The organism is Rhizobium sp. NLR16a (assembly GCF_017948245.1).
GTDB lineage: Bacteria > Pseudomonadota > Alphaproteobacteria > Rhizobiales > Rhizobiaceae > Rhizobium.
The window spans coordinates 2,364,707-2,388,506 of the sequence record NZ_CP072865.1 but is presented as its reverse complement, the minus strand read 5'-3'; the positions used below and the strand labels follow the sequence as shown (position 1 = coordinate 2,388,506).

Below are 23,800 nucleotides of genomic sequence, written 5' to 3'. Positions count from 1 at the left end.
CGGTGCGGCCGGTGGGCCGGACGAAAACCTGCTCGGGCAGATGCTTCAAGCTGACCCGGAAAAGCTTGTCTTATGATTTCCACGCTTCTTGTTGAGATAAAGAAGCGCCGGAGAGGACGGCCATCCTTCTCCGGCGATGGGGGACGGATCGTGAAATGGCAGGTCGACGTTCTTGCGAATGCCGGGCCGAGCTAGAGTTTGATCGCCCCCATCTTTTCCTATCGTCCTGAACGGATAGCTGAGCTTTGGGCTCGGATGACAAGCATAGGAGGCGGAAAAGATGACGGATATTACCATCGGCGCGGACATCTCGAAAGACCATATCGACTTGCACCGCCTGCCGGACGGCCAAACGCTGAATGTTACCAATGACCGCAAGGGCTTTGCTGCCATTCTCAAATGGATCGGCCCAAAGGGCGCGGGGCGCATTGTCTATGAGCCAACCGGCCCCTATCACAAGGCCTTCGAGCGCTTCATGGCGATGCAGGGATTGCAGCTCTGCAAGGTCAATCCCCGCGTTGCCCGGCGCTTTGCAGAGGCCACCGGCCGGCTTGCGAAGACAGACAGGATCGATGCCGCACTGTTGGCCCGCTTCGGCGCGCTTCTTGAACCGCGCATCCTGCAAGCCAACACGCAAATCCACAATGATCTGAAAGAGTTGCATATGGCGCGGCTGGCCCTCATCAAGGACAGGACCGCCGCGAAGAACAGGGCGAAGAACCTGTCCAATCCACTGTTGAAGAGACATAACACCCACCGGCTCAGGCAGATCGAGCGCCAGATCAAGGCCGTGGACGAGGCCATCATGGCGCTCATTGCCGAAGACGCGACCCTGAAGGCCAGGCTCGAGATTCTCATCTCGATCCCTGGCGTGTCGCGGGTCACGGCCTTTACGCTGCTCATCGAGATGCCCGAACTGGGGGAACTTGACGAGAAGGCCGCAGCCGCGCTCTCGGGACTGGCGCCGATCTCCCGTCAGTCCGGACGATGGACCGGACGCGCTTTCATTGCCGGCGGAAGGGCCATCGTCCGGCAAGCACTCTACATGCCGGCCCTCGTTGCATGCCGCTTCAACCCGGAACTCAGCGCCAAATACGACCTCCTCATCAAAGCCGGCAAGCCGCCGAAGGTCGCCATCACAGCCATCATGCGAAAGATCATCCTGCTGGCAAACGCACTCCTGCGGAAAAACCAAAAATGGACACCAAAAGCCGCTTGATCAAAACGGATACTCTAGCTTTCGCAAAGCTGCCTCATCGCCTGTTCGAGCTCGCTGAGCTGGAACGGCTTTCGCAGCACCGGGAGCGCGCTGGGGCTGCTGCCTTCCGGGGCGCTGCCATACCCCGTTGCATAGAGATAGGGCTTGCCACGTTCATCGAGAAGCTTTGCGACCGGCAGCGAGCTCCGGCCGGCGAGGGAGACGTCGAGAATTGCAGCGTCGAATTCTGCATCCCTGGCGGTTGCGAGCGCCCGTTCCAGATCCGGTGCGCTCGCACAAACCCGATAGCCGAGATCGCTGAGCATGTCCTCGAGCAACATGGCGATCAGCGCATCGTCCTCGACGATGAATATGTCTTTCATGATCCCGTCCACCCATTCCCCTGCCGGGCATGAAGATTTATGTGGACCGCTTGCGAAGCTCGTCAAGACGCCACGCGCGGCGGTGGTAAAACTTGTCACACAAAACACTGCAGCGGTTTTGAAACGCCGATATGTGTAAACATAAAAGTCTAAGGCGCGGCAAGCGAATCTGGAGGATCGCGCCGCGCTTTGGAAACAGCATATTGCCCGGCGAAATTCGATGTGCAAAAGCTGGGATGTCGTTTTCGCGACGGCCGGGAAGGGGTGTGGAATGGATTTGTTGAGTGCCACGGATTGGCTGCGTCACAGGCCGGGCTATACCTATCCGCTGGCCGTTGCCTTCGTCGGCCTGACCTTTCTTCTGAGACTTGCCGCCAGTGATTATCTCTCCGGGTTTCCCTTCCTGAGCTTCCTTCCGGCGGTCTTGCTCGCAAGTTTCATGGGCGGCGCCGGGCCGGGCCTCGTGGCGGCCATGCTCGCCGGTTTCCTCGTCCAGCAGTTTTTCGTCGAACCGGACGATGCCTTCTGGCCGGTGAGCGCCGGCCAATGGATCGGACTTGCGACCTTTCTCATCAATGCGGTGATCATCATTGGCCTGATGGAGACGATTATTGTCGCCCATGGCAGGCAAAGTCGCCTCCGTAGCGAACTCAACAGCTTCAACGCGCGCCTTGAAGAAACGGTGGTGCAGCGCACTGCCGAACTCAGGCATGAGATGGAAGAGAATGCCGCCGCCCAGGCGCAGGTGCGACAATTGCAGAAGATGGAGACGATCGGTCAGCTCACTGGCGGCGTCGCCCATGATTTCAACAATATGCTGGCGATCATCATCGGCAATCTCGATCTCGCCCAGCGGCGGATGACCGGACATGAGGATCCCCGCCTGCTGAACTCCCTTCAGAATGCCAGAGACGGAGCCCAGCGGGCCGCGGTATTGACCGCACGGCTTCTGGCCTTCTCTCGCCAGCAGCCGCTGGCCCCCGAGGTGATTGATGTCAACAAGCTGGTCGGCGGCATGTCGGAGTTGCTGCGGCGCACGCTCGGCGAACATATCCGGATCGAGACCGTGCTTGCCGGTGGCCTCTGGCCGACCTTCGCCGATCTCAGCCAACTCGAAAACGCCATGCTGAACCTTTCCGTCAATGCGCGCGACGCCATGCCCGGCGGCGGTCATCTGACGATCGAGACCGCCAATACCGAACTTGACGAGCGATATTCGCGTATGCATTCGGAGGTCGAGGCGGGCCAATATGTGATGATCAGCATCACCGACACTGGCACCGGCATGTCGCCCGATGTAATCGACCGCGCCTTCGAGCCGTTTTACACCACCAAAGGACCCGGCAAGGGAACCGGTCTCGGGCTGAGCCAAGTCTACGGCTACATCAAACAGAGCGGCGGCCACATCAAGATCTATTCGGAGATCGACCGGGGAACGACGGTGAAGATTTATTTGCCGCGTCATGTCGGCAAGGCGGATGCCCGCCTGGCCGCCGCCGGCGCCCAGCCGATTCCCCAGGGAAGTGTCAACGATACTATCCTGGTAGTGGAGGACGACGAGCATGTCCGCACCATGACCGCCGAAAGCCTCCACGAACTCGGCTACAGCGTGTTGCAGGCGGCAAGTGGCGTGGAGGCGCTTCTCCTTTTGGAGGAGAATCCCGGCGTCGACCTGATCTTCACCGATATCGTTATGCCGCAGATGAGCGGACGTCAGCTTGCTGATGCCGTTCAAGAAAAATGGCCGGCGATCCGGGTCCTTTACACCACCGGTTACACGCGCAATGCCATTGTCCACAATGGCGTGCTCGACCATGGCGTTTCGCTGCTCGCCAAGCCATTCAGCCTGGAGCAACTCGCCCACAAGATCCGTGAACTCTTGAACGTGCCAGTGAACGCGGGAGATGAGGGGACGTGAAGTCGTGCAGGACTGCGCGTCTCCAGCCCCCAATCCCCTACTCGAGAATCTGGATCACGCGATGCGTCTTCGGCTCGACGATCACGCGCCGCTCGTTGACGACCGTATAGGCATAGCCATCGGCATTGGGCACGGTATGGACTTCAACGGTATCCGGCAGCGTCGCGCCAACGGTGATTTCGCCGTCATAGACGACGGATGGTGTGTTTTGCTCCATGACATAGGTGCGCACCTCCCCGGGCAGGACGACGGAGCCGGTTGGTGCCGGATCGGTGACAACCACGGTGCTCTGTGCGAAGGCGGCCGAGCAGATGGTCAGCATGGCGGCCGTAGCCAGCATGATCTTGCGCATGGGGTGTTCTCCTTTTTGAACTCTAGACCTCAGGGCAACGCCGGCCATACGGCATGGTTCCGCAACCGCCTTGATGTCCTGGCAGGGGCCAGCGCGCCGATTGTTTGTTGCTAAAGTGGTTTGTGCACCATACGGTTGAACCGTCCGAATCACGTTCAACGCGAGTCGTCTGGTGGCATCAGGGTCGGGCTCTTTACTCTTCGTTAACCATGTCGGCGATTTATGTCAGGCGAGCGGTCGGATGGCCGTTGATTCGACGGTCCGTCGCGTTTCGGTCTGCGAACGGATATCTGGAAAGACCATTACGGCGGCTCGAGACATGCGCTTGAGGAAGACGATATCGCTGTTGGCCGTGGCGGGTCTGATGGCCGGCTGCACGTCGACAGGCGGTGTGCGACAGCTTTCCGGACCGGAGACGGTGGCGCCTGAAAAGGCGCTGGTCCTGCCGCCGCCGGGCGGCCCGTCGATTGTCAGCGTCGTCGAGCGCAAGCGCGGCAATGGCGTCGAGCAGGCGATCTCGCTGTTCACCTCCTCTTCAGTAGCCGGCCAGAATTTTATCAAAGCTGAGTTCTTTGGCGCTTCCGGGAGAAATCCCGGGATGGGCAATGCCAGCTTCAGCATGATCAACGAGAGCGGCATTGCCCGCGAGGTAGCCCGTTCGGCTCCCGGCGTACCGATGGCGACATCGGCGACCTTCCTGCAGAACACTTATGGCCCCTTCGGCTATGCCTCCGGCCGCAGCCGCGCCGGCGATACCTGCATTTATGCCTGGCAGCAGATCCGCTCGAGCGCGGCCGCCAATACCCAGGCGCGCAATTTCGGCATGATCCAGCTGCGCGTGCGCCTCTGTGACGCCCGCGCGACCGAGCGCCAGCTGCTCGGCGTCGTCTACGGCTATACCATCACCGGCACCTTCGACGGTCCGACCTGGAATCCGTACGGTAACCCGCCGCCCACCAGCGCGGCGCTCGGTCGTACCGGTGAACCGATCTACCCCGATGAGGGCGGATATCGCGCCAGCCCGATGCCGATCGGCTATGAGCCGGCGCCTGCCGTAGTCCGCCTGCCGCGGACAGCTCCGGTTCGCAGCGCCCCAAGCCAGCAACCGGCGCAGGGCGCTGCGCGCTTGCCCGCGCCCATCGGGCCGCACGTGCCGCTGCCGAGCGAGGCCCCACAGACGAACGCAGCGCCGGATCCGGCCGCGCCGCTGGAACAATCGGCAAGAGCAATCGGCGTCACCGTGCCCTCGCCGGACTGCATAGGCGACGCGGCCATGACGGCCGTCTGCCGGAGATAACGAGAATGCCAGCGGCCGAACGGTGCCCGGTGGAGCAATTTCGAAGGAGCGTCGATGCGCAAAGCCCGCAGTGTCTTCATATGGGCCGTTGTTTCGCTCTGTATGATCGTGCTGATCACTCTGCCGGTTAATCTGCAGACCCAGCTCATCACCAGCATCACGGTCGTCACGGTGATGGCGCTGATTAAAATTCTGAAGGGCGAGGGGACATGGCGCCTGGTGGCGCTGGCCTTCGGCACGTCGATCGTGCTGCGCTACGTCTATTGGCGCACCACGAATACGCTGCCGCCGCTGAATCAGCCTGAGAATTTCATTCCCGGCTTGCTGCTCTACCTTGCCGAAATGTACAGCGTCGCGATGCTGGCGCTCAGCCTTTTCATCGTTGCCACGCCGCTCCCGCCGCGCCCGTCGCGTGCCGCCAATCCCGGTCGCTTGCCGCATGTCGATATCTTCGTTCCCACCTATAACGAGGATGCCGGCCTTCTCGGAAACACGCTGGCTGCCGCCAAGGCGATGGACTATCCGGCCGACAAGCTGCATGTCTGGCTGCTCGACGACGGCGGCACCCTACAGAAGCGCAATTCCGGCAAGTTGCTCGAGGCGCAGGCGGCGGCGGCCCGCCATATCGAGCTGAAGCAGCTCTGCCAGGATCTTGACGTCACCTATCTCACGCGCGACCGCAACGAGCATGCCAAGGCCGGCAATCTCAACAATGGTATGAAACATTCGACCGGCGAACTCATCGCCGTCTTCGACGCGGACCACGCGCCGGCCCGCGACTTCCTGATCGAGACCGTCGGCTATTTCGAAGACGACCCGAAGCTCTTTCTCGTCCAGACCCCGCATTTCTTCATCAATCCCGATCCGCTCGAACGCAATCTGCGCACTTTCGAAAAGATGCCGAGCGAGAATGAGATGTTCTACGGCATCATCCAGCGCGGCCTCGACAAATGGAATGCCGCCTTCTTCTGCGGTTCGGCCGCGGTTTTGAGCCGCAAGGCGCTCGAATCCCAGAACGGCTTTTCGGGCATTAGCATTACCGAGGATTGCGAGACGGCGCTGGCTCTCCATGGCAGCGGCTGGAACAGCATCTATGTCGACAAGCCGCTGATCGCCGGGCTGCAACCGGCCACCTTTGCAAGCTTCATCGGCCAGCGCAGCCGCTGGGCGCAGGGCATGATGCAGATCCTGCGCTTCCGCTTCCCGCTTTTCAAGCGCGGCCTGTCGATCCCGCAGCGCCTGTGCTATATGTCATCCACGCTTTTCTGGCTCTTTCCGTTCCCGCGCACGATCTTCCTGTTTGCGCCGCTCTTCTACCTGTTCTTCGATCTGGAAATCTTCACGGCCTCCGGCGGTGAATTCCTTGCCTATACGCTTGCCTATATGCTCGTGAATCTGATGATGCAGAACTACCTCTACGGATCCTTCCGCTGGCCCTGGATTTCCGAGCTTTACGAATATGTCCAGACGGTGCATCTGCTGCCGGCCGTCGTCTCGGTGATGCTCAATCCGAGGAAGCCGACCTTCAAGGTTACCGCCAAGGACGAATCGATCGCCGTCAGCCGCCTGTCGGAGATCAGCCGTCCCTTCTTCGTGATCTTTGCGGTGCAGATCATCGCGCTGATCATCACCTTCTACAGGATTTATGCCGAGCCCTATAAGGCCGACGTCACGCTTGTCGTCGGCGCGTGGAACATCATCAATCTGATCATGGCCGGCTGTGCGCTTGGTGTCGTGTCGGAACGCGGCGAGCGCGCTTTGTCCCGCCGCGTCCGCGTCAACCGGCGCTGCGAGTTTTACGCCAACGGCAAGTGGTATGCCGCCTCGATCGAGGACGTCTCCGTCCACGGTGCAAGGCTGCATATCTTCAACAAGCATCTCGATGAGCTGCTCGTCGGCGCCCCCGGCGAGATGCGCTTCCGGCCCTATAGCGGCGCAGATCTGGAAACCCTGCCGCTGATCGTCCGCAACATCGAGCCATCAGGCGATATCAGCAATGTCGGCTGTCAATACGTGCCGAAAAGCGCGCTTGATCATCGCCTCATCGCCGATCTGATGTTTGCCAATTCCGATCAGTGGACCCAGTTCCAGGAATCGCGCCGCCGCAATCCGGGCCTCATTCGCGGTACCATCTGGTTTCTCGGCCTGTCGCTCTATCAGACCAGCCGCGGCCTGGTTTACCTCTTCCGCAGCATGCGGCCGGAGCGGGAGGCGCAGCAGCGGGCGGCAAAGGTCAATGCCGGATGAGAAAGATCGTCGCCGCCGCGCTTCTCCTGTTGCATGCCCCCGCTGTCACCCAGGCGCAGACGGCGCCCTTCGATATGTCCGGCGAGCGGCCGCCCGGTGGGTCCACCGCCCCGAGATTGACGCCGCCCGCTCCGCCCGCAGCGGCGGCGCCGGTACCTGTCACGCCACCCATTTCCGTAACGCCCGCGCCCGTTCCCGCGCCGATCACTGCCGTGCCGCAGCCGGCGACGCCGGCGCCTCAGCCTGGCGCGGCGGCGAATGCCGCTTCGCAGCCGCGCCACCGCGATAGCAGGCGTTATCTTGTGCCCTTTTCGAAATTCAGCCTCAGCGGCGAATTTGACCGCCGGTCATGGTCTGTCTATCTGACGCCCGAGCAGGCGGCCGCCAAGGCAAGTTTCACCTTCGCTTACCAGAATTCGATCGTCGTCGCGCCTGAAGCTTCCGCGCTGACCGTCTATCTCAACAATCGTCCGATCGGTCAGCAGCGGGTCGGCTCGGCGGACGGCTCTTCCGCCGTCACTTTCGAGGTTCCCTCCGGCCTGCTGCAGCCGGGCGCCAATCTCGTGACCTTCCAGGCAGAGCAACGCCATCGCACCGATTGCAGCATCCAGTCCACCTATGAATTATGGTCGAATATCGATCCGGCCGGAACCTTTCTGAGCTTTGCCGGCGGGAATGCCGCGGAGCTTTCGAGTGCCGACGCGATCCGCGCCATCGGCGTCGATGGCGCCGGCAGGACAGAGTTCGATATCGTCGTCCCGGCGCTGGAGCAGCCGGGGACGACCAAGCCATTGTTGCGGCTGGCACAGGGTTTGTCGGTGCTGAGCAGCATGCCGAACCAAATATTTGCCTTCAACACCGCCTCCCTTGCAGCCGCCGGTCCTGGCAAGCTCGGGGTCCTCGTCGGGACCGCCGCGGAGCTGCGGCCGTTCTTTCCCAGCCTGCCGCCCGGCGCCGAAAGCGCGCCGCTGGCCGCTTTCGTGATCGATCCGCGCAGCGGTTCGCCCGTGCTGCTGATCAGCGGTCCCTCCTGGCAAGCGGTTTCCTCGGCGATCGATACCATTGTGTCGCCAACGGACAGGTCCGCAGATGTCCGCCGCGATGCACTGACCACCGAGCGATGGAGCGCGCCGAATGCGCCGCTGGTTTTTTCCGACACCAGCATCGCCCTCTCCCAACTCGGCGTGAAGACCACGGAATTTTCCGGCCGGCGGTTGCGCGCCAGTTTCAATGTCGCCGTGCCGGCCGACTTCTATGCCAATGCCTATGGCGAGGCGAAGGTGCTGCTCGATGCCGCCTATACCGACAATGTGCTGCCCGGCAGCCATATCGATATCTACGTCAACGACAACATCGCCTCCACCGTACCGCTTACCTCGACCACCGGCGGCATTCTTCGTCATCTGCCGATCCGCGTGACGATGCGCCACTTCAAACCCGGCCTCAATACGATTGGGATCGAGACGATCCTGATGACGAAAAACGATACAACTTGCGCTCCCGGTGCTACCGCCGGCGCCAGTCCCCGTTTTGCCCTGTTCGACACCTCCGAAGTGCACATTCCGGATTTTGCCCGCGTCGGGCAGCGTCCGAACCTGGCCGCCATGTCCGGCACGGCTTATCCCTACAGCTGGGCGACGGAGCCGACGCCGCTGTTCATCGATCGCGTCGATGCCGATACGCTTTCGGCCGCCGCTACGCTCCTTGGTCAGATGGCGGTAATGGCCGGTCATCCGATCGCCGTCGAAACCGTGGCTTCGCCGAATACGATCGGCGATCGGGACGCCATCTTTATCGGCTCGATTTCGCAGATGCCGGCAACCGCGCTGACGCAGGCCAACATCTCGGCGGCGAGCCAAGCCTCATGGCGTCCCGTCGCCGACCCGCAGCCAGGCGTCGTCGATACCGGCACGGCCTTCGAGGAGTGGAATTCCAAGGTGGGCGGCGGTATCTTGCGCAGCCGCATCACTGCCTTCCGTGAATGGCTGGGGCGCAATTTCGATATCACCCGCAGTTCGCTGCAGTTCATCCCCGTCGCCGAGAAGGTCTTCACCCCGTCCAACGCCGACACCCTCATGATTGCGCAGGGCTCCAGCCCCCTGGGAGAGGGTTCGTGGACCGTGGTGGCAGCACCCTCGGCGAAGGATCTGCGCGAAGGGCTCGAGGTGCTGACCGGTCAGCTGAACTGGCCGCAGATGTCCGGGCATATCACCACCTATTCGAGCAAGACGGGCAAGATCGATACCGTGCCCGTCACCCGCTTCGATTTCGTCGCGTCCACGCCTTGGTCGATCGCCAATTACCGCTTGATCGCCGCTAACTGGTTGTCGACGAACATCCTCTCCTATGCTTCGCTGCTCGTCGTCTTCGTGCTGCTGATCGGCGTCGCTACCTCGCGCATGCTAAAAACGCTGGGTCGGTCCAAATGAGGTGGTGGTGCGTGCTTCTGCTTGCGGCGACGGCTGCGTTCGCCCCCGCAAGCCCGTCCGCCGCCGCACAGCAGGCGATGATCAATGCCGATGCGTGGTCCGCCTACAAGGCGAAGTTTCTCGATGCGAGCGGCCGGATCATCGATAACGGCAACAGCAATATCAGCCACAGCGAAGGGCAGGGCTACGGCATGCTGCTCGCTTATCTCTCGGCAAGCCCCGCGGATTTCGAGCAGATCTGGTATTTTACCCGCACCGAGTTGCTGTTGCGCGACGATGGCCTGGCCGTCTGGAAATGGGATCCCAACGTCAAGCCGCACGTGACCGATACCAATAATGCCTCGGATGGCGACATATTGATCGCCTATGCTCTGGCGCTTGCCGGCACCGCATGGAAGCGCAACGACTATATCCTCGCCGCCTCTCGCATGGCGCAGGCGCTGCTTGCCGAAGCCGTCGTCCGCTCGGCGGGCCGGACCCTGCTGATGCCGGGCAGCGCAGGTTTTGGAGCCGCCGATCGTGACGACGGTCCTGTCGTCAATCCTTCCTACTGGATTTACGAGGCAATGCCTGTCATGGCGGCGCTTGCTCCCTCCGATGCCTGGAAAGAGCTGTCGGACGATGGCGTAGCGCTGTTGAAGACGATGCAGTTCGGTCCGCGCAAGCTTCCTGCCGAATGGGTCAGTCTCAGTGGCCCACCGCGACCGGCAGAGGGTTTCGATGCCGAATTTGCCTATAATGCCCTTCGCATCCCGCTCTATCTCGCGCGCGGCGGCATCACGGATAAGGCGCTGTTGAACCGCCTGCGAATGGGGATGTCGCAGAATGGCGTTCCGGCCACCATCGATCTGACCACAGGCCGGCCGAAGACCGTGTTGCTGGACCCGGGTTATAGAATTGTTAACGATGTTGTGGCCTGTGTAGTCGACGGGACCAGGCTGCCGGTCTCGGCTCTGCAATTCGCACCCACACTCTATTTTCCGTCCACGCTTCAACTGCTAGGGCTGGCCTATATCGGGGAGAAGCATCCGGAGTGTCTGTGAAATCTTCTCTCGTGGCGATTTCAGCGGCAGTCGTGGTGGCGACCCTCATCACCGGGCTGAAGGATCGTGGCGCCCTGCAGCAAAATTTAGGCCTCGGCTCTGCAGCCAGGCCGGCGCCGGAGCTGCTGCTGATGGGTCGCATCAAGCCGGACGACGCTCCCGCGGGCAATTCCGAATTCAATGCCGAGACCGTCGCCGACAAGATCGAAGCGATCACTTCGTCGCCGCCACCGGCACCGGGCAGCGGTGAGCCAGCACCACAACCCGACGTCCCCCGGACAGCTGCAGAGCCGACTCCGGTCGCACCGCCGATCGTCTCCAATCCGCCAGCGCCTCAACGGGCCGCCGCGTCCGCGCCGCCTGCCGTCGATGAAAGCGCGCTTCGCTATTTTGCCAGCCGCGGCGACAAAGTGCGCCTGCAGGCTGAAATCTCCCGCCTTCAGGCGCTTTATCCAAACTGGGTTCCGCCGGCCGATCCGCTTGCCGTGCCGCAAAACGGCGACAAGCAGCTCGAGGCTATGTGGAAGCTTTATTCCGATGGCCGCTATGCGGAGTTGCGCAAAGCGATCGCCGACCGCCAGGCTGCCGACGCCGGGTGGGAGCCACCGGCCGATCTGCTCGAGCGGCTTGGTGTCGCCGAAGCCCGCTCTCGCCTCATCAATGCTTCGGACCTCAAGCAATATGCGACCGTGGTCGATATCGCCGCCGCGACGCCGAGCCTGCTCACCTGCAGCGAGGTCGACGTGCTCTGGCGTGTCGCCGAGGCCTTCATCCGGACGGAGAGGCCGCAGCGCGGGCAGGATGCTTATGCCTATATCCTGAAGAACTGCACCGACGCTGCCGAACGGCAGGCGACGGTCGAAAAAGCCTCGACGCTGCTTGACTACCAGCCGATGCAGGCGCTGCTGGCGCTGGAAGAGCCAGCTGTCGACGGCAGCAGGGAATTCGATGCAATTCGTGATAATCTTGCCCGACGCTTCGTCGCTGAAAGCAATGACGATCCGAAGCTCGCCATCGCGCCGAATTATATCGCTCACCTCGAAAAGCTCGCCGAAAGCCAGGGGCTGGCCTCCGATGCGCTGCTGCTCGGCTGGCACCAGCTTCGCCGCAACAATCCTGCCGATGCCGAAAAGTGGTTTCGTGCCGCCCGCGACAGGGAGGATACGGCGGCCGCCTCGCAGGGGTTGGCGCTGGCGCTGATCGCCCGCAAGGCGCCTCAGGAAGCCGAGGACGTGATGTTCCGCTGGCGCGCCGTTTCCGATGATGCGACCGCGACCTATCTTGCCGCTACCGCCAATCTGATGGCGCTGCAGCCGCCGGCCGATCTCAGCGAGGACGTGCTTCATCGGATCGCAGCCGAGGTCATCGCCCGGAAATATGTGCCGACGGCGCAGCAGTTCGGCTGGTATGCCCGTTCTCTCAACCAGTTCCAGACTGCCGCGCGCTGGTTTGAAACCGCGCTTGCCTGGAAACCGGATGACGAACCGTCCGCCTATGGCCTTGCCGTCACGCGTGAGCAGCTGAACGACCGCAAGGGTGTCCTCGACCTCCAGCGCGGCTGGGCCGGCCGGTCGGCGCGCATCGCCAATCTTCAGGACACTTCCTTGTCGGTATCGAGCGCCGATACGCAGTCCGCGAAGGCGCCGCTCGCGCCGCAGCAGCCGGACCAGCCGGTAGAGACGCCGCAGCGTTCGGCCGCTTCCATGGCGCCGCTTCCGGCCGAGCCGGAAGCTATGCAGCAGCCGGAACCGGAAGTCGCCATCCGCGCCGCAAGGCCGGCGATGCAGACGGTGACTGTCAAGCGCGGTCCGCGCCAGGCGCGGGACTGCTCGACGACCATCGACGCATCACGACTCGGGCCCGGCGAGGCGCTGTCGCGCGGCTGGTGCCTGATGGATATTAACCGGCCGATGGAGGCGGTCTCGGCGTTCGAGACGGCGTTGCAGAGCCCGGTCCGCAAGATCCGCGAAGACGCAGCCTATGGTCAGAGCCTCGCCTATCTGCGCGCCGGTCTTTCCGGCAATGCTGCCGTTGCGGCAACCAAGGCGCCGCAGAGCCGCCAGCGCGCTGCCGAACTGCAGGTGGCGATCCTCGCTGATCGCGCCTTGTCGGCCTTCGACGCGGGGCGTTACCGTGAAACCCTCATCTATCTCGATCAGCGCGCCCAACTGCAGCAGGAGCGGATCGATCTGATGGTTCTGCGCGGCTACTGCTATCTCAATCTGAAAATGTACGATGACGCGATGCGAATCTTCGAAGCCGCCGCTGCGACCGGCAATCGCGACGCCGCACGTGGTCTGGCCGATGTTCGCAACGTCACGCATCCTGATGTCAACGACTGACGTTGACGCCGTCGCTGCTCTCGGCTACTCGCCTGCCGGAGAGGCCCCCACTGCCTCGTGCTCGCAAGGAAACACCCGTGCCCGGTCACCACGACGTCCTCGACAGATCCTATGACGCCTTCCTCTTCGATATGGACGGAACGCTGCTGAATTCCATTACCGTCGTCGAGCGCGTCTGGAGCGAATGGGCAAGACGCCACGGCTTTGAGCCGGAAGTTTTCCTGAAAACGATCCACGGCATCCGTGCCTCCGACGTGATCCGCGGCCTCGGCTTGCCCGATGTCGATCCGGTGCACGAGGCGGATCTGCTGCTGGCCGAGGAGATGGAGGACGTCTCCGGCATCGTCGAAATCCCCGATGCCGTCCGCTTCCTCAACGCCATCCCCGACGGCAGATGGGCGATCGTCACCTCGGCGCCGATCGAACTCGCCGAGCGCCGCATGGCAGCGGCCGGCATCCCGATGCCGAAGGTGATAGTCAGCGGCGAAACGGTCAAATCGGGCAAGCCGAGCCCCGAGGGTTATCTGCTCGGTGCAAGCCGCCTCGGGGTCGACCCCGCGAACTGCCTGGTCTTCGAAGATGCCGTTGCCGGCATTCTTGCCGGGGAGGCCGCCGGCGCCGACGTCACCGTCATCACCGACACCCACGCCACGCTTTTCGAAACCCCGCATTTTTCGATTGCCAATTATCGGGCGTGGCAGCCTCGCCAGACCGCCGAAGGTCGGCTGAAGGTCGCCGCGATCTGACCGTTGCAAGCGAACTGCTTGCTTTTTGTCGGATGCAGGTTTTTTCTGCTTGCATTGCACGCGCCGAAAAACTAAACGATGCAAGCCGTTTCGGCAGGTCGGGGCGTAGCGCAGCCCGGTAGCGCACTTGACTGGGGGTCAAGGGGTCGCTGGTTCGAGTCCAGTCGCCCCGACCATTTAACTCCTTGAAGACCCTAGTCACAACATCACGTTAACGGTGAGTGCAGCGCGTGCCTGGCTGCGGTAGAGAACGGGTTGTCAGTGCGGTTTTTGCGCGATTGCGATCATCGATTTTGCCAGAAGCGGAATTCTCCCGACATATTCGAAGTCGACGTCTTCGAAACCTGTGTCGAGCAGCAGCGTGCTGAGCGTCCCCGGGGACCAGAATTTGATGTGGCCGTGCTCCTTGAGCGGCATGAAATGATCATCCATCTTTCCGCTTACCGCCAAAGCCAAGTTTTTCCAGTAACCGTGAAAAGGCGTCGATACGACCGCGATGCCCCCCGGTTTCACCAGATCGAACATGGTCGCCGAGAAAGCCTTCGGGTCGTAAACATGCTCCACGACCTCTATGCTGATCACCGCATCGAAGGTCCCGTAGCGGCTGGAAAGATCGTCGTAGCCGGAACCGATTTCCAGCGGAAGACCGGGATGGACCGCTTTCGCTTTCGCAATGCCGTCCTCCGACGGATCGACGCCGACGACATCGTAGCCTTTCTCCACAAGCACCGAGGCAGCGCCGCCGGTGCCGCAGCCGAGATCAAAGACCGCCGTTTCGTTTGCCTCGTGGAAACTATTTTCAAGAACGTCGACAACGGCCGGCAGGATATAGGAATGAGCGGTCGTCGGCTTAGCGTGAACATAGGTAGTAGCATCCAGTTCAATAGACATTTCACCTCCTGAAAAAATTGAACACGCCGAGGCAATGGTACGGCGGACTTTGACGCCAGTGTGGTGCCGTTATGGCAATAAGGTGATCACGCCGGTCGGCATTCGCCGCTATCCTCCGATGCCCAACGGCCGAACCGCTTTAATATCCTCTTCACCACGACGCGATTGAGGGTCATGCTCGCGCCGGGAATATCCCGAAGCTAATTGACAGGGTGGCGCGAAGATGCTGAAAACGGCCGGACTTCGGGTCTATGCCATTGGGCAGAGAAAATGATCAGTGTATCGAATTCGATTTTGACCATTTGAAGTAAATTATACAATGAAGTACTCTCTTAACGGGAGTGCTTGGAAAATATTTATTCTCGTCCATTTTGGGGGGTCCATCAATAATATGGACTGATATTTGTATATTTTGTTAAGGATATACAGAATTTTACGCTGGATAGTCTGCTTTTAAATTTCAGAGAACCTTTTGGTGCTTCGCATTTTTGCGAATATGTGTAGATTAGGATTGTTCCTCTCAGTGATGGCCTGGTGCGAGCGCATGGCGGATATGAACCAGAACCTAACTTGCAGGCAGGCCCTTGCCGATGCTTTCCAAGCTCTGTCGGACGAGGCGGTCAAGGCCGGCTGGCCAGAGGGCGACGTTGCCCTCGCGCTTGCCGAACTTGCCGAGGAACGAGTGATCGAGCTGACCGCCAAGGTGATCATGGAAGGCTTCATCGATCCGCCGTTCATCGCCGCTGGAGGCCGCCGCAACGGCTGAAGAATGTTGCGGTAACGCCAGATCAGGATGAAGCCGAACGGCGAATCTGAAAAATCGCAACACGCCTGAGCCGGTTCGGATCCCTGCTGCAAAATGCGCCAGACGCGCGGAAGAAATTTTATTCCGCAGGAGTTTGCGCAGTTGCTAAAGTTCGGACCCTCACGCATAATAACTTCATTGCCGGTTGCGGAGGGCGGCCGGCGATGCAAGCGTGTAGGCGTTTGCCCTCGGAGGGAAGTGCGGCGTGATGTTACGGTCATCAATTCATCCGCATGATTTACCGCTCTTTTCGGAAGATCTCGATCTGCTTTCGCAAGTGCTCGACAAGGTCTGCGACGAACGCGGCCTGGTCAGAACGACGCCGGAAGCCGAGAGGATCGGTGCGGTTATCATTCAGCTTTACAGACAGGGCGTGAGAGACGGCGGCAAACTCGCTGACCTTGCCAAGGCCTATCTCTGACCCGTGGTTCCCGCGATAAAGGATCAGACAGCGAGACGCGACGGACCAATCTGGTCAGTCGTCATTGGCGGCATTGAGATTTTCCGGCCGGATGCCGTCATCGGTTGATGTGCGTGCCCGCAACCGGATGCCGGGGCCGCCTTCATCCTGGTTGCCGCTCGACAGGAATATGATGCCGTGCGCTTCGAGAGTGCTGCGCACGTCGAACAACGCATGCGGCTCACCCTCAAACTCGCCCTTTTCCAAAGCCGTCACGATCTCGACCGGCAGGCCGCTTGCGGCGGCGAGCTCTTCGATGCTCATGCCGATCATGGCGCGCGCGCCGCGTATCTGCGTTGCTGTGATCATGACGCAAAATCTAGCGCATTTGCCGCGCTTCGCAAGTGGCGCAGCGGCTGATTGCGAGCTGCTGCGATCTTCAAGCGTCCTGCAATTTTACACCGAACAGATCGTCATGCATGCGCTCGACGGCGATACCCATGCCTCCCATGAGAGCGGCGCGGTTGCCGAATCGGCTGATCTCGATGCGCGGCGGGTAAGGGGTGCAACGCGGCAGAAAAGCGCGGATGGCGTTTACGAGCTCCGGCCTTGCACCGATACTGCCGCCGGTGATCACCAGTTCCGGGTCGAGAGTTGCTCCGATGGTGGCAATAGCGATCGCCACCAGCCTCGCCGTCTCTTCGATTGCGGCGATGGCGCTCGTTTCGCCTGCATTGAACGCAGCGAAGAGGTCGGCCACGGTAGAGGCGTTGCGCCCGCCGAAACCGGTATAGCGCCGCAGCATGGCGACGCTGCCGACCGCGCTCTCGAAGGTTCCCAGTGTAAAACCGCCTGGATCGAAAGCATCGCCGCCGAGTGGAAGATAGGCGATTTCGCCGGCCGCGCCGCGGGCACCGCGCAACAGCGCGCCATTGGCGATAATGCCCATGCCAACGCCCGTCCCAAGCGCCACGAAAGCGAAATTGCCGACCTCGATGCCGTGACCCCGCCATCTCTCCCCTTGCGCGGCGAGGTTGACGTCATTTTCAATGATCACCGGTATGCCCATCTTATCGCTGAACGCTTGCCGCAGATCCATTGCGTCCACGCCGGGAATGTTCGGCGCGACGTTGATATGTCCGGTAGCCGGATCGAGGACGCCGGGACTGCCGAGAACGACGAGACGCAGCTTGTCGGCAGTCGTCCCCGCCGCAAGCGCGAGTTGAGTGATCAGGTCGCTGAACTGGTTGACGAGATGCGGTCCGCCGCGTGGGTCAGTGGGCACTTTGGTTTCCGCAACGACGTTACCCAACAGATCGCAGATAGCCGCAGCGATCTTGGTGCCTCCGAGATCGATGGAGACAGCCAGGCCCGCTCTTGCGTTGATTTCATAGATGATCGCATTCCGGCCGGGACGACCATCGGTCTGCCCGACAGCTTTCAGCCACCCATCATCCTCAAGATCGCGCACGACATCGGAAATCGTCTGTTTCGACAAGCCTGTCAGCTTGGCAATATCGGCGCGAGAGATCTTCCCCTTGGCTAACACGGTCCGGATCACCGTATTGGTCGAGATTTTTCGTGCGATGGGAGTCTGTACGATAGACGACGTCGTTGCCATCCGGCTGCGCGTTCCAATTAGTTCGAGGCGTATCCCTAATGTAAGGTCGGTCCGGTTCTCAACCATCGCGAAATGATGGGTTTAGTGCTCAATCCCCATCTCCGTAGCCCAGTTCAGTACACGGAAGCCGACAATTTGTCTACGTCCTTGACAAGAGAGGAGCCGCCTGTAGGCTGGGATCAACGCGTTGTCAAATGCGCGATTGAAACAGGGTCGAGGACAAGTATGCACCGTACATATTGTCTGGGTCGGCGCGTACGCGCCAAGATCGCCCAAAGAGGAACCGGCTCAGGCTGGTTCAGCTGTTTCTTCGTTTCGCATTCTGCAGGTTCCTCAATGCGGCTGTCGGGGACCTGTCTATGATTAAGCCCTCGACCAACGGGCAGCTTTCAGCCGACGCCGGTGTCTTGCTGCCTATAATGGCGCCACGCCTCCAGGCGGATGTTCATCCGGACGGATATGCCGATCTTGCCCTTTGGGGTGCCGGCAGCCTGGGGCGTGTGCGGTTTTCTCCGATCGCCGGCCCCTATAGCTACGCTCCGAACCGACTCGTCTCGAAACAGGGCGGCGTTTTCGTCGCGCAGTCGCTGCCGGTGATGCTGATCAATGGAGTGAGCCTGCAGGGCGTCTATCCAGCGCGCCGTTGCGCCTGGTGGCACGAGCCGGATGGGCGAGACGCGAAAGCGAAGGTGTTCCGCAGCGGTCATCGGAAGATTTTCGAAATGGGCTGGGGCGTCCTTATCGTGGAAGCTCGAGATGCCGATCTGCGGATTGCCTGCGGCGCCTCGAGAGACGAAGCCGAGAGAGCGCTCGATCTCAGCAGTGAAGCCATTATGACCCAAGCCGCGGAATATGTGGCGCGTTGCGACATGATGCCTGAGGCCGACCCGCTGATGCGCACTATGGTCAGCCAGGGGATCCATGCGGCCCTTTCCAGCATAAGGCGCGACGAAAATGGCGCCTTCGCCGGCCTTGCCGCCGGACAGGCCTATAGCGCTCCGGCGCGGACCTATTACCGCGACGGCTATTGGACGACGCAGCCTCTTTTGACGATTGCTCCGGAGGCGGTGCGCGACGAGATCCGACTACTCGCCAAGGGAATACAGCCCGACGGAGAGGCCCCGAGCGGAGTTATCCTGACGGGACCGGCGCAATCGGATGCCTGGCAGCGCTTCGTCGCCGACTGCAAGGCTAATCCCAAAAGCCATAAAAGAGCCGTTCCGGAGTATCATAACCGTCCGCAGGATTGGTGGAGCGACCACTTCGACAGTCCGCTTTTCTTCATTCTTTTTCTGGATGACTATTTCGGCGTGACGAAAGACGCGGCCGAGGTGCAGCTTCATTGGCCGACAGTGAGGGCGATCATGGATCGCTATGTCAGTCTGGCCGGTCCCGACAGCGTTCTGCCGCTGAAGCCGCGCAACGACCGAGATTGGGCCGACAATGTCTTCCGTGACGGCCTTGTCTCCTACGATCTCGGCCTCTTCGTCGGCGCTATGGATGCGGTGGCGAGACTGGGCGAGGGGCATGATCCGACCCTTGCCGAACATGCGCGCAAGACCGCAATTCTTGCTCGGCGGGAAATCGAAGCCAAGCTCTTCGTCCCGGCAACGGGAGGATATCTCGACTACGGAACGCCTGGCTCTTTTGTTGAGGATCATCTGGCTCTCGACAGCCTGACCTTATCGCGATTTAGTGCTATTTCAGAGGAGAAGGCTGTCGGCCTGCTGAGAGCGTTCGAAACCAGACTTGAAACGCGCAACAATCAGGAACAGCCCTATGGCAGCTGGGGTGTGATGTGCGCCTATCCACCATTCAAGCGGCAAAGTGATTTGCGGTCCAAGACCGCTTTTCCCTACCGCTACCATAACGGCTCGGACTGGCCTTATTGGGATGGCGCTTATGCCGAAGAACGCCTTCGCCACGGGCTTGGAGGCGCCCGCTACGCATTGACACGCTGGTGGGAAACCTGCCTCGACAATGGCTGGATAGGCGCAGTGGAATATTTCTCGCCGCCTTATGGACGCGGCTCCCTGCTTCAGGGCTGGAGCGCCATGCCGGCGGCCGTCGCTTTGAAATATGGGCTTCACGCTGCAAATGCGGAGCCGATGTCATGAGCGGTTTGGCGCCGGCGGTTTCAACGGGATCCCTGATCGATCCGCATAGCAAAGGCGACGGCGCCATCGCGTTCGAATTCGGAAAAGCCAAGGTGACGGTAGAAGCCTTTGGCGCGTTCGTTTGCAGGGTCGACCCCGAGATGCACGGCCGTGACCCCATGATTTCGAAGTGCCTGCAGCTCGGTGTCGATCATCTTTCGTCCCCAGCCGCTTGCCTGAAGGCCGGGAAGGACGTTGATGTGGAGATGCGCCGGGTACTGGTGCTGAAGCCAGACCGTTCCACTGCGCGGATTTTGGATTCGTTCCAAGACGTCGGCGTCGCGCGGACGGGTCGGCGCCAGTCCGGCGACCTCTCGGCGCACCAGCGGCCACCAGCTTGCCGCCAAGTCCTGATCGAACCGGCTGGTGTCGGGTGCGGCCACGACATAGCCGGCCGGTCGGTCGTGCTGGACGAGAACAAAGGCAAAGTCTTTGGCGAACTTGAGATATGGCACCGACCAGATGTAACCGGGCAGACGCGGGTCACTATAGAGAGCGCTGGCATCGTGACCGCCATTCGCGGTTTTCAGGCAGATTTCAAAAAAGGCTTCGATATCCGCTTCAGTCGCGGGACGGATGAAGCAACCGGTGTCCATCACTTTGCCACCTCCTGCGTGGCGCTTTGTCGTTTTGGGTCGCGAGAGGAGCTGATGCACTGACGATTACCTCAGATTCGCCGGTCAGGCAAAGCTCTGGGGGAAGAAAACGTTCGGCGGCGCCTGGCGCAAGGCTCGAGCGGGGAGTGGAGAATAAACCAAGTGAGGTGGAGCAGATGAAAAGAAGCGTGAAATCGATCAACATGCTGCCGGCATTTCAAATGAAAACGGCCGTCGCGCTTGCTGGTGCAGCGCTTATGAATCTTGGCCTTTCGGCAGCCGTCAGGGCTGACGATCTGGCTGTTTGGGATGACCAGACCTACGAAGGTCAGAGTGCGGTCATAGAGCAGTTGAACAAAGAGTTCGAGGCTGCGCATCCCGGCGTTACGATCAAGCGTACCGCCCGCACCTTCGATGACATGAAGTTGACGCTGAAGCTCGCGGTTTCGGCAGGGAACGGCCCGGTCGTCACGAAAGTCAACCAGGGCGCCGGCGATATGGGCGCAATGGTCAAGGAAGGACTGCTCCTGCCGGTTGACGACTACATCAAGAAATACAGCTGGGATAAGCGCCAGTCCGATTCCGTCCTGGCGCGAGATCGCTGGGATGGGCCAAAGTTCGGGGTCGGCAAAACCTACGGCATATCAGGCCTCGCCGAGATCGTCGGCCTCTATTACAACAAGAAGATCCTCGACGACGCCGGCATAGCACCGCCGAAGACCTTCGAGGAGCTTTTGGCCGATCTCGACAAGCTGAAGGAAAAAGGCGTGGCGCCCTTCATGATGGGCAGCGCAAAGCAGCATCTCGCCCTGCACATGATCGGTGCCATCGATCAAGCCCATATCGACGCGGGCAATCGCGCCGAACTTGACGATCTGATTTACGGCAGGGGCGGTTCCTGGAATACCAAAGGCAACATCGAATCCGCAAAACTGGTGCAGAAATGGGCGCAGGGCGGCTATTTCTATCCCGGTTTCGAAGGCATTTCGGGTGACGACGCCGTTCAGCTTTTCATATCGGGGCAGGGCGCCTTCCTGATCTCGGGAACCTGGTATTTCGGTGATATGCAGCACAACCAGGATATCGGCTTCATGGCCATTCCTGCCCCGAAAGGCATTACAAAGCCGCTGAGCGTCGGAGGCGTGGATCTTGCCTGGGCAATAACAAGCCTTGCCAAAGATCAGAAAACGCAGGACCTGGCCGGTGAATATATCGACTACATGGTTTCGGAAAAAGCTGCCGAAGCCTGGGCCAATGCCAGCTATCTTCCGGCAACGTCGCTTGCGGCGGATGCGAAGCCAAAGCTCACGCCGCTGCTGAGCTCCGGCATCGAGATGTGGAAGACGCTCAACGCCAACGACGCTCTTGGCCACTATCCCGATTGGTCGAGCCCGACGATGCTGAAGACAATCGACGACAACACGCCGCTTCTCCTGTCCGGCAAGATCACGCCTGAAGCCTTTGTCGACGCTATGGACAAGGATTATCAGGCTTACCTGAAAGGTCAGAAATAAATGGCGCGGACGCAGGCCGCGACCGTCCGCGGCCTGCGTCTCGTCGACATCATCTCAAGAAATCAGCGCCGCGATCTCAGGCTTGCTGCACGACGACCGTTGGCTTCATGGAGTACCGGAATGAAGCGCTCCCCACTTGATGGCTCCGAACATACCAATTGGATCTATCTATTCCCCGGATTGCTGCTTTACGCGGCCTTTGTCTTCGGGCCGATTGTCGCGGCTTTGGCGTTGAGCCTGACCAGTTGGGACGGCTTGACCGTGCCCAAGTGGGTTGGCCTCGGCAATTACATCGATCTCTTTTCCGATGATCGTTTTTACATCGCCTTGCGCAACAATGCCGAGCTGATGATATTCTATTGCGTCCTGCCGCTCGGGCTCGGCATAGGTCTTGCCGCCTGCGTCTGGAATCTGAAGCAACGGGAACAACTCGCCCTGCGGACATTCCTGTTCCTCCCATATATCATGCCGACTGCCGTGTTGGGCATCATCTGGGCATGGCTCTACAATCCTGCATTCGGTCCGTTCAACCAGTTTTTGAGAGCGGTGGGCTTGGGCATGTTCGCACTCCCTTGGCTGGGAGATTTCAACTTCGTGCTTCCCGCGGTCGGGATCGTTGCCACCTGGTATTTCTTCGGTTTTTGCATGGTGATCTTCCTCACGGGAATCCAACGCATCGATCCCTCGCTCTTTGATGCTGCGAAGGTCGATGGTGCTTCGGCGCGAAAGACGTTTGTCTGGATAACGCTGCCGCTTCTCATGCCGGAGATCAGGGTGGTTTTGCTGCTGACGGTTATCGCGTCGATCAAAAGTTTCGACCTGATTTTCACAATGACCCGCGGCGGGCCCGCCAATGCCACGCTCGTGCCGAATATCTACATGTACCAGCTCGGTTTCGAGCTCAATCGGTTTGGCGCGGCGGCGGCCATCGCCATTGTCGGCGCGCTGCTGACATTCGCCATCAATTTTGCAATTCACCGGCTGGTGGGCTCAAAAAGTAAAGGAATGGCTTGATGAGCCGCAAGTCCAACATTCCCGCTGCCCCGCTCTTCCTTCGCCTTGTCCTCTGGCTTCTTGCATTCGTAACGATTACGCCGTTCCTGCTTCTGCTGCTCACCTCGATCAAGAGCAAGGCCGACGTTCTGCAGGGCGCGTTCGCGCTCCCGGCATATCCGCATTTCGAAAATTACCTCGATGCCTGGAACGCCGGCCATTTCAACATCTACTTCTGGAATTCGATCATCGTTGTCATTCCCGTCGTCGCGGCAAGCGTCTTTCTGGGCCTGCTGACGGGTTTTGCCTTTGCTTATCTGTCCTTTCCGCTCAGGCGCAGCCTGTTCGCTATCCTGACGCTCGGCATGATGGTGCCGGCGGAGGCCTTCATCATTCCGCTTTATTATGAAATGCGGTATCTCGGGTTGATCAACACCTATGCGGCCGTCATTGTGCCCCAGATCGCGATGTCGATCCCATTCTCGACGATCTTCCTTGCAAGCGCGATGCAGCAATTGCCAGAAGAAATTCTGGAAGCGGCCGTTCTCGATGGTGCCGGGCGCTTCTATATTTTGCGCAAGATCGTCGTTCCGCTGATGATGCCGGCAATGTCGACACTGGCGCTCTTCCTGTTCATCTGGACCTGGAACGAGTTTCTGATCCCCTTCATTCTGGTGAACGACGATGCCTATCGGACACTGCCCCTCGGCATGCTGTTTTTCCAAGGACGTTATACTGTCAACACGCCGGTTCTGACCGCCGGTGCGGTCATTGTCATTGCCCCACTCATCCTGACCTATCTCGTTTTCCAGCGGCGGTTTATCGCCGGTTTGACGGCCGGCGCGACGAAATAGCCCGCCATAATGCGG

The 23,800-nt window shown here is 60.4% G+C and carries 20 protein-coding genes and 1 tRNA gene; 15 read left to right on the top strand and 6 right to left on the bottom strand.

Annotated features, from left to right (window positions below; all coding sequences use genetic code 11):
- Positions 1–280 precede the first annotated feature (280 nt).
- The gene (locus J7U39_RS11720; RefSeq protein WP_210628346.1) at positions 281–1,219 is read left to right on the top strand and encodes an IS110 family transposase; all 939 of its coding nucleotides are present in this window, start codon (positions 281–283) and stop codon (positions 1,217–1,219) included.
- Positions 1,220–1,233: 14 nt separating this feature from the next.
- Here the strand turns inward: J7U39_RS11720 and J7U39_RS11715 are convergent, their stop codons facing one another.
- The gene (locus J7U39_RS11715; protein ID WP_210628345.1) at positions 1,234–1,581 is read right to left on the bottom strand and encodes a response regulator; all 348 of its coding nucleotides are present in this window, start codon (positions 1,579–1,581) and stop codon (positions 1,234–1,236) included.
- A gap of 271 nt (positions 1,582–1,852) precedes the next feature.
- On the opposite strand from J7U39_RS11715, the gene J7U39_RS11710 reads away from it, so the two are divergent.
- On the top strand, positions 1,853–3,499 hold the full coding sequence (locus J7U39_RS11710; RefSeq protein WP_210628344.1) for an ATP-binding protein: 1,647 nt from the start codon (positions 1,853–1,855) through the stop codon (positions 3,497–3,499).
- Between the two features lie 37 nt (positions 3,500–3,536).
- Here the strand turns inward: J7U39_RS11710 and J7U39_RS11705 are convergent, their stop codons facing one another.
- The gene (locus J7U39_RS11705; RefSeq protein ID WP_210628343.1) at positions 3,537–3,851 is read right to left on the bottom strand and encodes a DUF1236 domain-containing protein; all 315 of its coding nucleotides are present in this window, start codon (positions 3,849–3,851) and stop codon (positions 3,537–3,539) included.
- Between the two features lie 319 nt (positions 3,852–4,170).
- On the opposite strand from J7U39_RS11705, the gene bcsN reads away from it, so the two are divergent.
- The 7 genes from bcsN (at position 4,171) to J7U39_RS11670 (ending at position 14,131) form a co-directional block, all read left to right on the top strand.
- On the top strand, positions 4,171–5,148 hold the full coding sequence (gene bcsN / locus J7U39_RS11700; protein ID WP_210631654.1) for a cellulose biosynthesis protein BcsN: 978 nt from the start codon (positions 4,171–4,173) through the stop codon (positions 5,146–5,148).
- A gap of 54 nt (positions 5,149–5,202) precedes the next feature.
- Positions 5,203–7,395, top strand: coding sequence for a UDP-forming cellulose synthase catalytic subunit (gene bcsA, locus J7U39_RS11695; RefSeq protein ID WP_210628342.1), 2,193 nt, complete (start codon positions 5,203–5,205; stop codon positions 7,393–7,395).
- A complete protein-coding gene (locus J7U39_RS11690; protein WP_210628341.1) occupies positions 7,392–9,824 on the top strand; it encodes a cellulose biosynthesis cyclic di-GMP-binding regulatory protein BcsB in 2,433 nt (810 codons plus the stop codon). Before bcsA ends, J7U39_RS11690 begins: the two co-directional genes overlap by 4 nt.
- The gene (locus J7U39_RS11685) at positions 9,821–10,867 is read left to right on the top strand and encodes a glycosyl hydrolase family 8 (protein WP_210628340.1); all 1,047 of its coding nucleotides are present in this window, start codon (positions 9,821–9,823) and stop codon (positions 10,865–10,867) included. Before J7U39_RS11690 ends, J7U39_RS11685 begins: the two co-directional genes overlap by 4 nt.
- Positions 10,864–13,209 carry a cellulose synthase gene (locus J7U39_RS11680; protein ID WP_210628339.1) on the top strand — a complete coding sequence of 782 codons (2,346 nt, stop codon included), beginning with the start codon at positions 10,864–10,866 and terminating at the stop codon, positions 13,207–13,209. Before J7U39_RS11685 ends, J7U39_RS11680 begins: the two co-directional genes overlap by 4 nt.
- A 77-nt stretch (positions 13,210–13,286) precedes the next feature.
- The gene (locus J7U39_RS11675) at positions 13,287–13,955 is read left to right on the top strand and encodes an HAD family hydrolase (RefSeq protein ID WP_210628338.1); all 669 of its coding nucleotides are present in this window, start codon (positions 13,287–13,289) and stop codon (positions 13,953–13,955) included.
- A 99-nt stretch (positions 13,956–14,054) separates the two neighbouring features.
- A tRNA-Pro gene (locus J7U39_RS11670) sits at positions 14,055–14,131 on the top strand.
- Between the two features lie 82 nt (positions 14,132–14,213).
- Here J7U39_RS11670 and J7U39_RS11665 read toward each other — a convergent pair.
- Positions 14,214–14,846, bottom strand: coding sequence for a class I SAM-dependent methyltransferase (locus tag J7U39_RS11665; RefSeq protein ID WP_210628337.1), 633 nt, complete (start codon positions 14,844–14,846; stop codon positions 14,214–14,216).
- A 544-nt stretch (positions 14,847–15,390) separates the two neighbouring features.
- Between J7U39_RS11665 and J7U39_RS11660 the strand changes: the two genes are divergently transcribed.
- Positions 15,391–15,612, top strand: coding sequence for a hypothetical protein (locus J7U39_RS11660; RefSeq protein ID WP_064806073.1), 222 nt, complete (start codon positions 15,391–15,393; stop codon positions 15,610–15,612).
- Positions 15,613–15,859: 247 nt separating this feature from the next.
- The gene (locus J7U39_RS11655; RefSeq protein WP_210628336.1) at positions 15,860–16,072 is read left to right on the top strand and encodes a hypothetical protein; all 213 of its coding nucleotides are present in this window, start codon (positions 15,860–15,862) and stop codon (positions 16,070–16,072) included.
- 54 nt (positions 16,073–16,126) lie between these two features.
- On the opposite strand, the gene J7U39_RS11650 is transcribed toward J7U39_RS11655, so the two are convergent.
- A complete protein-coding gene (locus J7U39_RS11650; RefSeq protein ID WP_097598408.1) occupies positions 16,127–16,420 on the bottom strand; it encodes a helix-turn-helix domain-containing protein in 294 nt (97 codons plus the stop codon).
- A gap of 70 nt (positions 16,421–16,490) precedes the next feature.
- Positions 16,491–17,672: an ROK family transcriptional regulator gene (locus tag J7U39_RS11645; RefSeq protein ID WP_210628335.1), complete on the bottom strand. Its 1,182-nt coding sequence runs from the start codon at positions 17,670–17,672 to the stop codon at positions 16,491–16,493.
- Between the two features lie 359 nt (positions 17,673–18,031).
- Here J7U39_RS11645 and J7U39_RS11640 point away from each other — a divergent pair, with 359 nt between their 5' ends.
- Positions 18,032–19,789 (top strand): glycogen debranching protein, encoded by a 1,758-nt coding sequence (locus tag J7U39_RS11640; protein ID WP_210628334.1) that lies wholly within the window; start codon positions 18,032–18,034, stop codon positions 19,787–19,789.
- Positions 19,790–19,809: 20 nt separating this feature from the next.
- On the opposite strand, the gene J7U39_RS11635 is transcribed toward J7U39_RS11640, so the two are convergent.
- Positions 19,810–20,424 (bottom strand): GNAT family N-acetyltransferase, encoded by a 615-nt coding sequence (locus tag J7U39_RS11635; RefSeq protein ID WP_210631653.1) that lies wholly within the window; start codon positions 20,422–20,424, stop codon positions 19,810–19,812.
- Between the two features lie 176 nt (positions 20,425–20,600).
- Here J7U39_RS11635 and J7U39_RS11630 point away from each other — a divergent pair, with 176 nt between their 5' ends.
- From J7U39_RS11630 to J7U39_RS11620, 3 genes are all read left to right on the top strand, one after another.
- On the top strand, positions 20,601–21,938 hold the full coding sequence (locus J7U39_RS11630) for an extracellular solute-binding protein (protein ID WP_210628333.1): 1,338 nt from the start codon (positions 20,601–20,603) through the stop codon (positions 21,936–21,938).
- A 120-nt stretch (positions 21,939–22,058) separates the two neighbouring features.
- On the top strand, positions 22,059–22,952 hold the full coding sequence (locus J7U39_RS11625; RefSeq protein WP_210631652.1) for a sugar ABC transporter permease: 894 nt from the start codon (positions 22,059–22,061) through the stop codon (positions 22,950–22,952).
- The gene (locus tag J7U39_RS11620) at positions 22,952–23,785 is read left to right on the top strand and encodes a carbohydrate ABC transporter permease (RefSeq protein ID WP_210628332.1); all 834 of its coding nucleotides are present in this window, start codon (positions 22,952–22,954) and stop codon (positions 23,783–23,785) included. Before J7U39_RS11625 ends, J7U39_RS11620 begins: the two co-directional genes overlap by 1 nt.
- The last annotated feature ends 15 nt before the right edge of the window (positions 23,786–23,800 follow it).

What these genes read in the sequence shown, in the direction of transcription:
- J7U39_RS11650 (WP_097598408.1), bottom strand. Translation starts at nt 16,420, where the DNA reads ATGATCACAGCAACGCAGATACGCGGCGCGCGCGCCATGATCGGCATG.
- J7U39_RS11705 (WP_210628343.1), bottom strand. Translation starts at nt 3,851, where the DNA reads ATGCGCAAGATCATGCTGGCTACGGCCGCCATGCTGACCATCTGCTCG.
- J7U39_RS11710 (WP_210628344.1), top strand. Translation starts at nt 1,853, where the DNA reads ATGGATTTGTTGAGTGCCACGGATTGGCTGCGTCACAGGCCGGGCTAT.
- J7U39_RS11645 (WP_210628335.1), bottom strand. Translation starts at nt 17,672, where the DNA reads ATGGCAACGACGTCGTCTATCGTACAGACTCCCATCGCACGAAAAATC.
- J7U39_RS11660 (WP_064806073.1), top strand. Translation starts at nt 15,391, where the DNA reads ATGGCGGATATGAACCAGAACCTAACTTGCAGGCAGGCCCTTGCCGAT.
- J7U39_RS11655 (WP_210628336.1), top strand. Translation starts at nt 15,860, where the DNA reads ATGTTACGGTCATCAATTCATCCGCATGATTTACCGCTCTTTTCGGAA.
- J7U39_RS11635 (WP_210631653.1), bottom strand. Translation starts at nt 20,424, where the DNA reads ATGGACACCGGTTGCTTCATCCGTCCCGCGACTGAAGCGGATATCGAA.
- J7U39_RS11620 (WP_210628332.1), top strand. Translation starts at nt 22,952, where the DNA reads ATGAGCCGCAAGTCCAACATTCCCGCTGCCCCGCTCTTCCTTCGCCTT.
- bcsN (WP_210631654.1), top strand. Translation starts at nt 4,171, where the DNA reads ATGCGCTTGAGGAAGACGATATCGCTGTTGGCCGTGGCGGGTCTGATG.
- J7U39_RS11665 (WP_210628337.1), bottom strand. Translation starts at nt 14,846, where the DNA reads ATGTCTATTGAACTGGATGCTACTACCTATGTTCACGCTAAGCCGACG.
- J7U39_RS11625 (WP_210631652.1), top strand. Translation starts at nt 22,059, where the DNA reads ATGAAGCGCTCCCCACTTGATGGCTCCGAACATACCAATTGGATCTAT.
- J7U39_RS11640 (WP_210628334.1), top strand. Translation starts at nt 18,032, where the DNA reads ATGATTAAGCCCTCGACCAACGGGCAGCTTTCAGCCGACGCCGGTGTC.
- bcsA (WP_210628342.1), top strand. Translation starts at nt 5,203, where the DNA reads ATGCGCAAAGCCCGCAGTGTCTTCATATGGGCCGTTGTTTCGCTCTGT.
- J7U39_RS11630 (WP_210628333.1), top strand. Translation starts at nt 20,601, where the DNA reads ATGAAAAGAAGCGTGAAATCGATCAACATGCTGCCGGCATTTCAAATG.
- J7U39_RS11715 (WP_210628345.1), bottom strand. Translation starts at nt 1,581, where the DNA reads ATGAAAGACATATTCATCGTCGAGGACGATGCGCTGATCGCCATGTTG.
- J7U39_RS11685 (WP_210628340.1), top strand. Translation starts at nt 9,821, where the DNA reads ATGAGGTGGTGGTGCGTGCTTCTGCTTGCGGCGACGGCTGCGTTCGCC.
- J7U39_RS11690 (WP_210628341.1), top strand. Translation starts at nt 7,392, where the DNA reads ATGAGAAAGATCGTCGCCGCCGCGCTTCTCCTGTTGCATGCCCCCGCT.
- J7U39_RS11720 (WP_210628346.1), top strand. Translation starts at nt 281, where the DNA reads ATGACGGATATTACCATCGGCGCGGACATCTCGAAAGACCATATCGAC.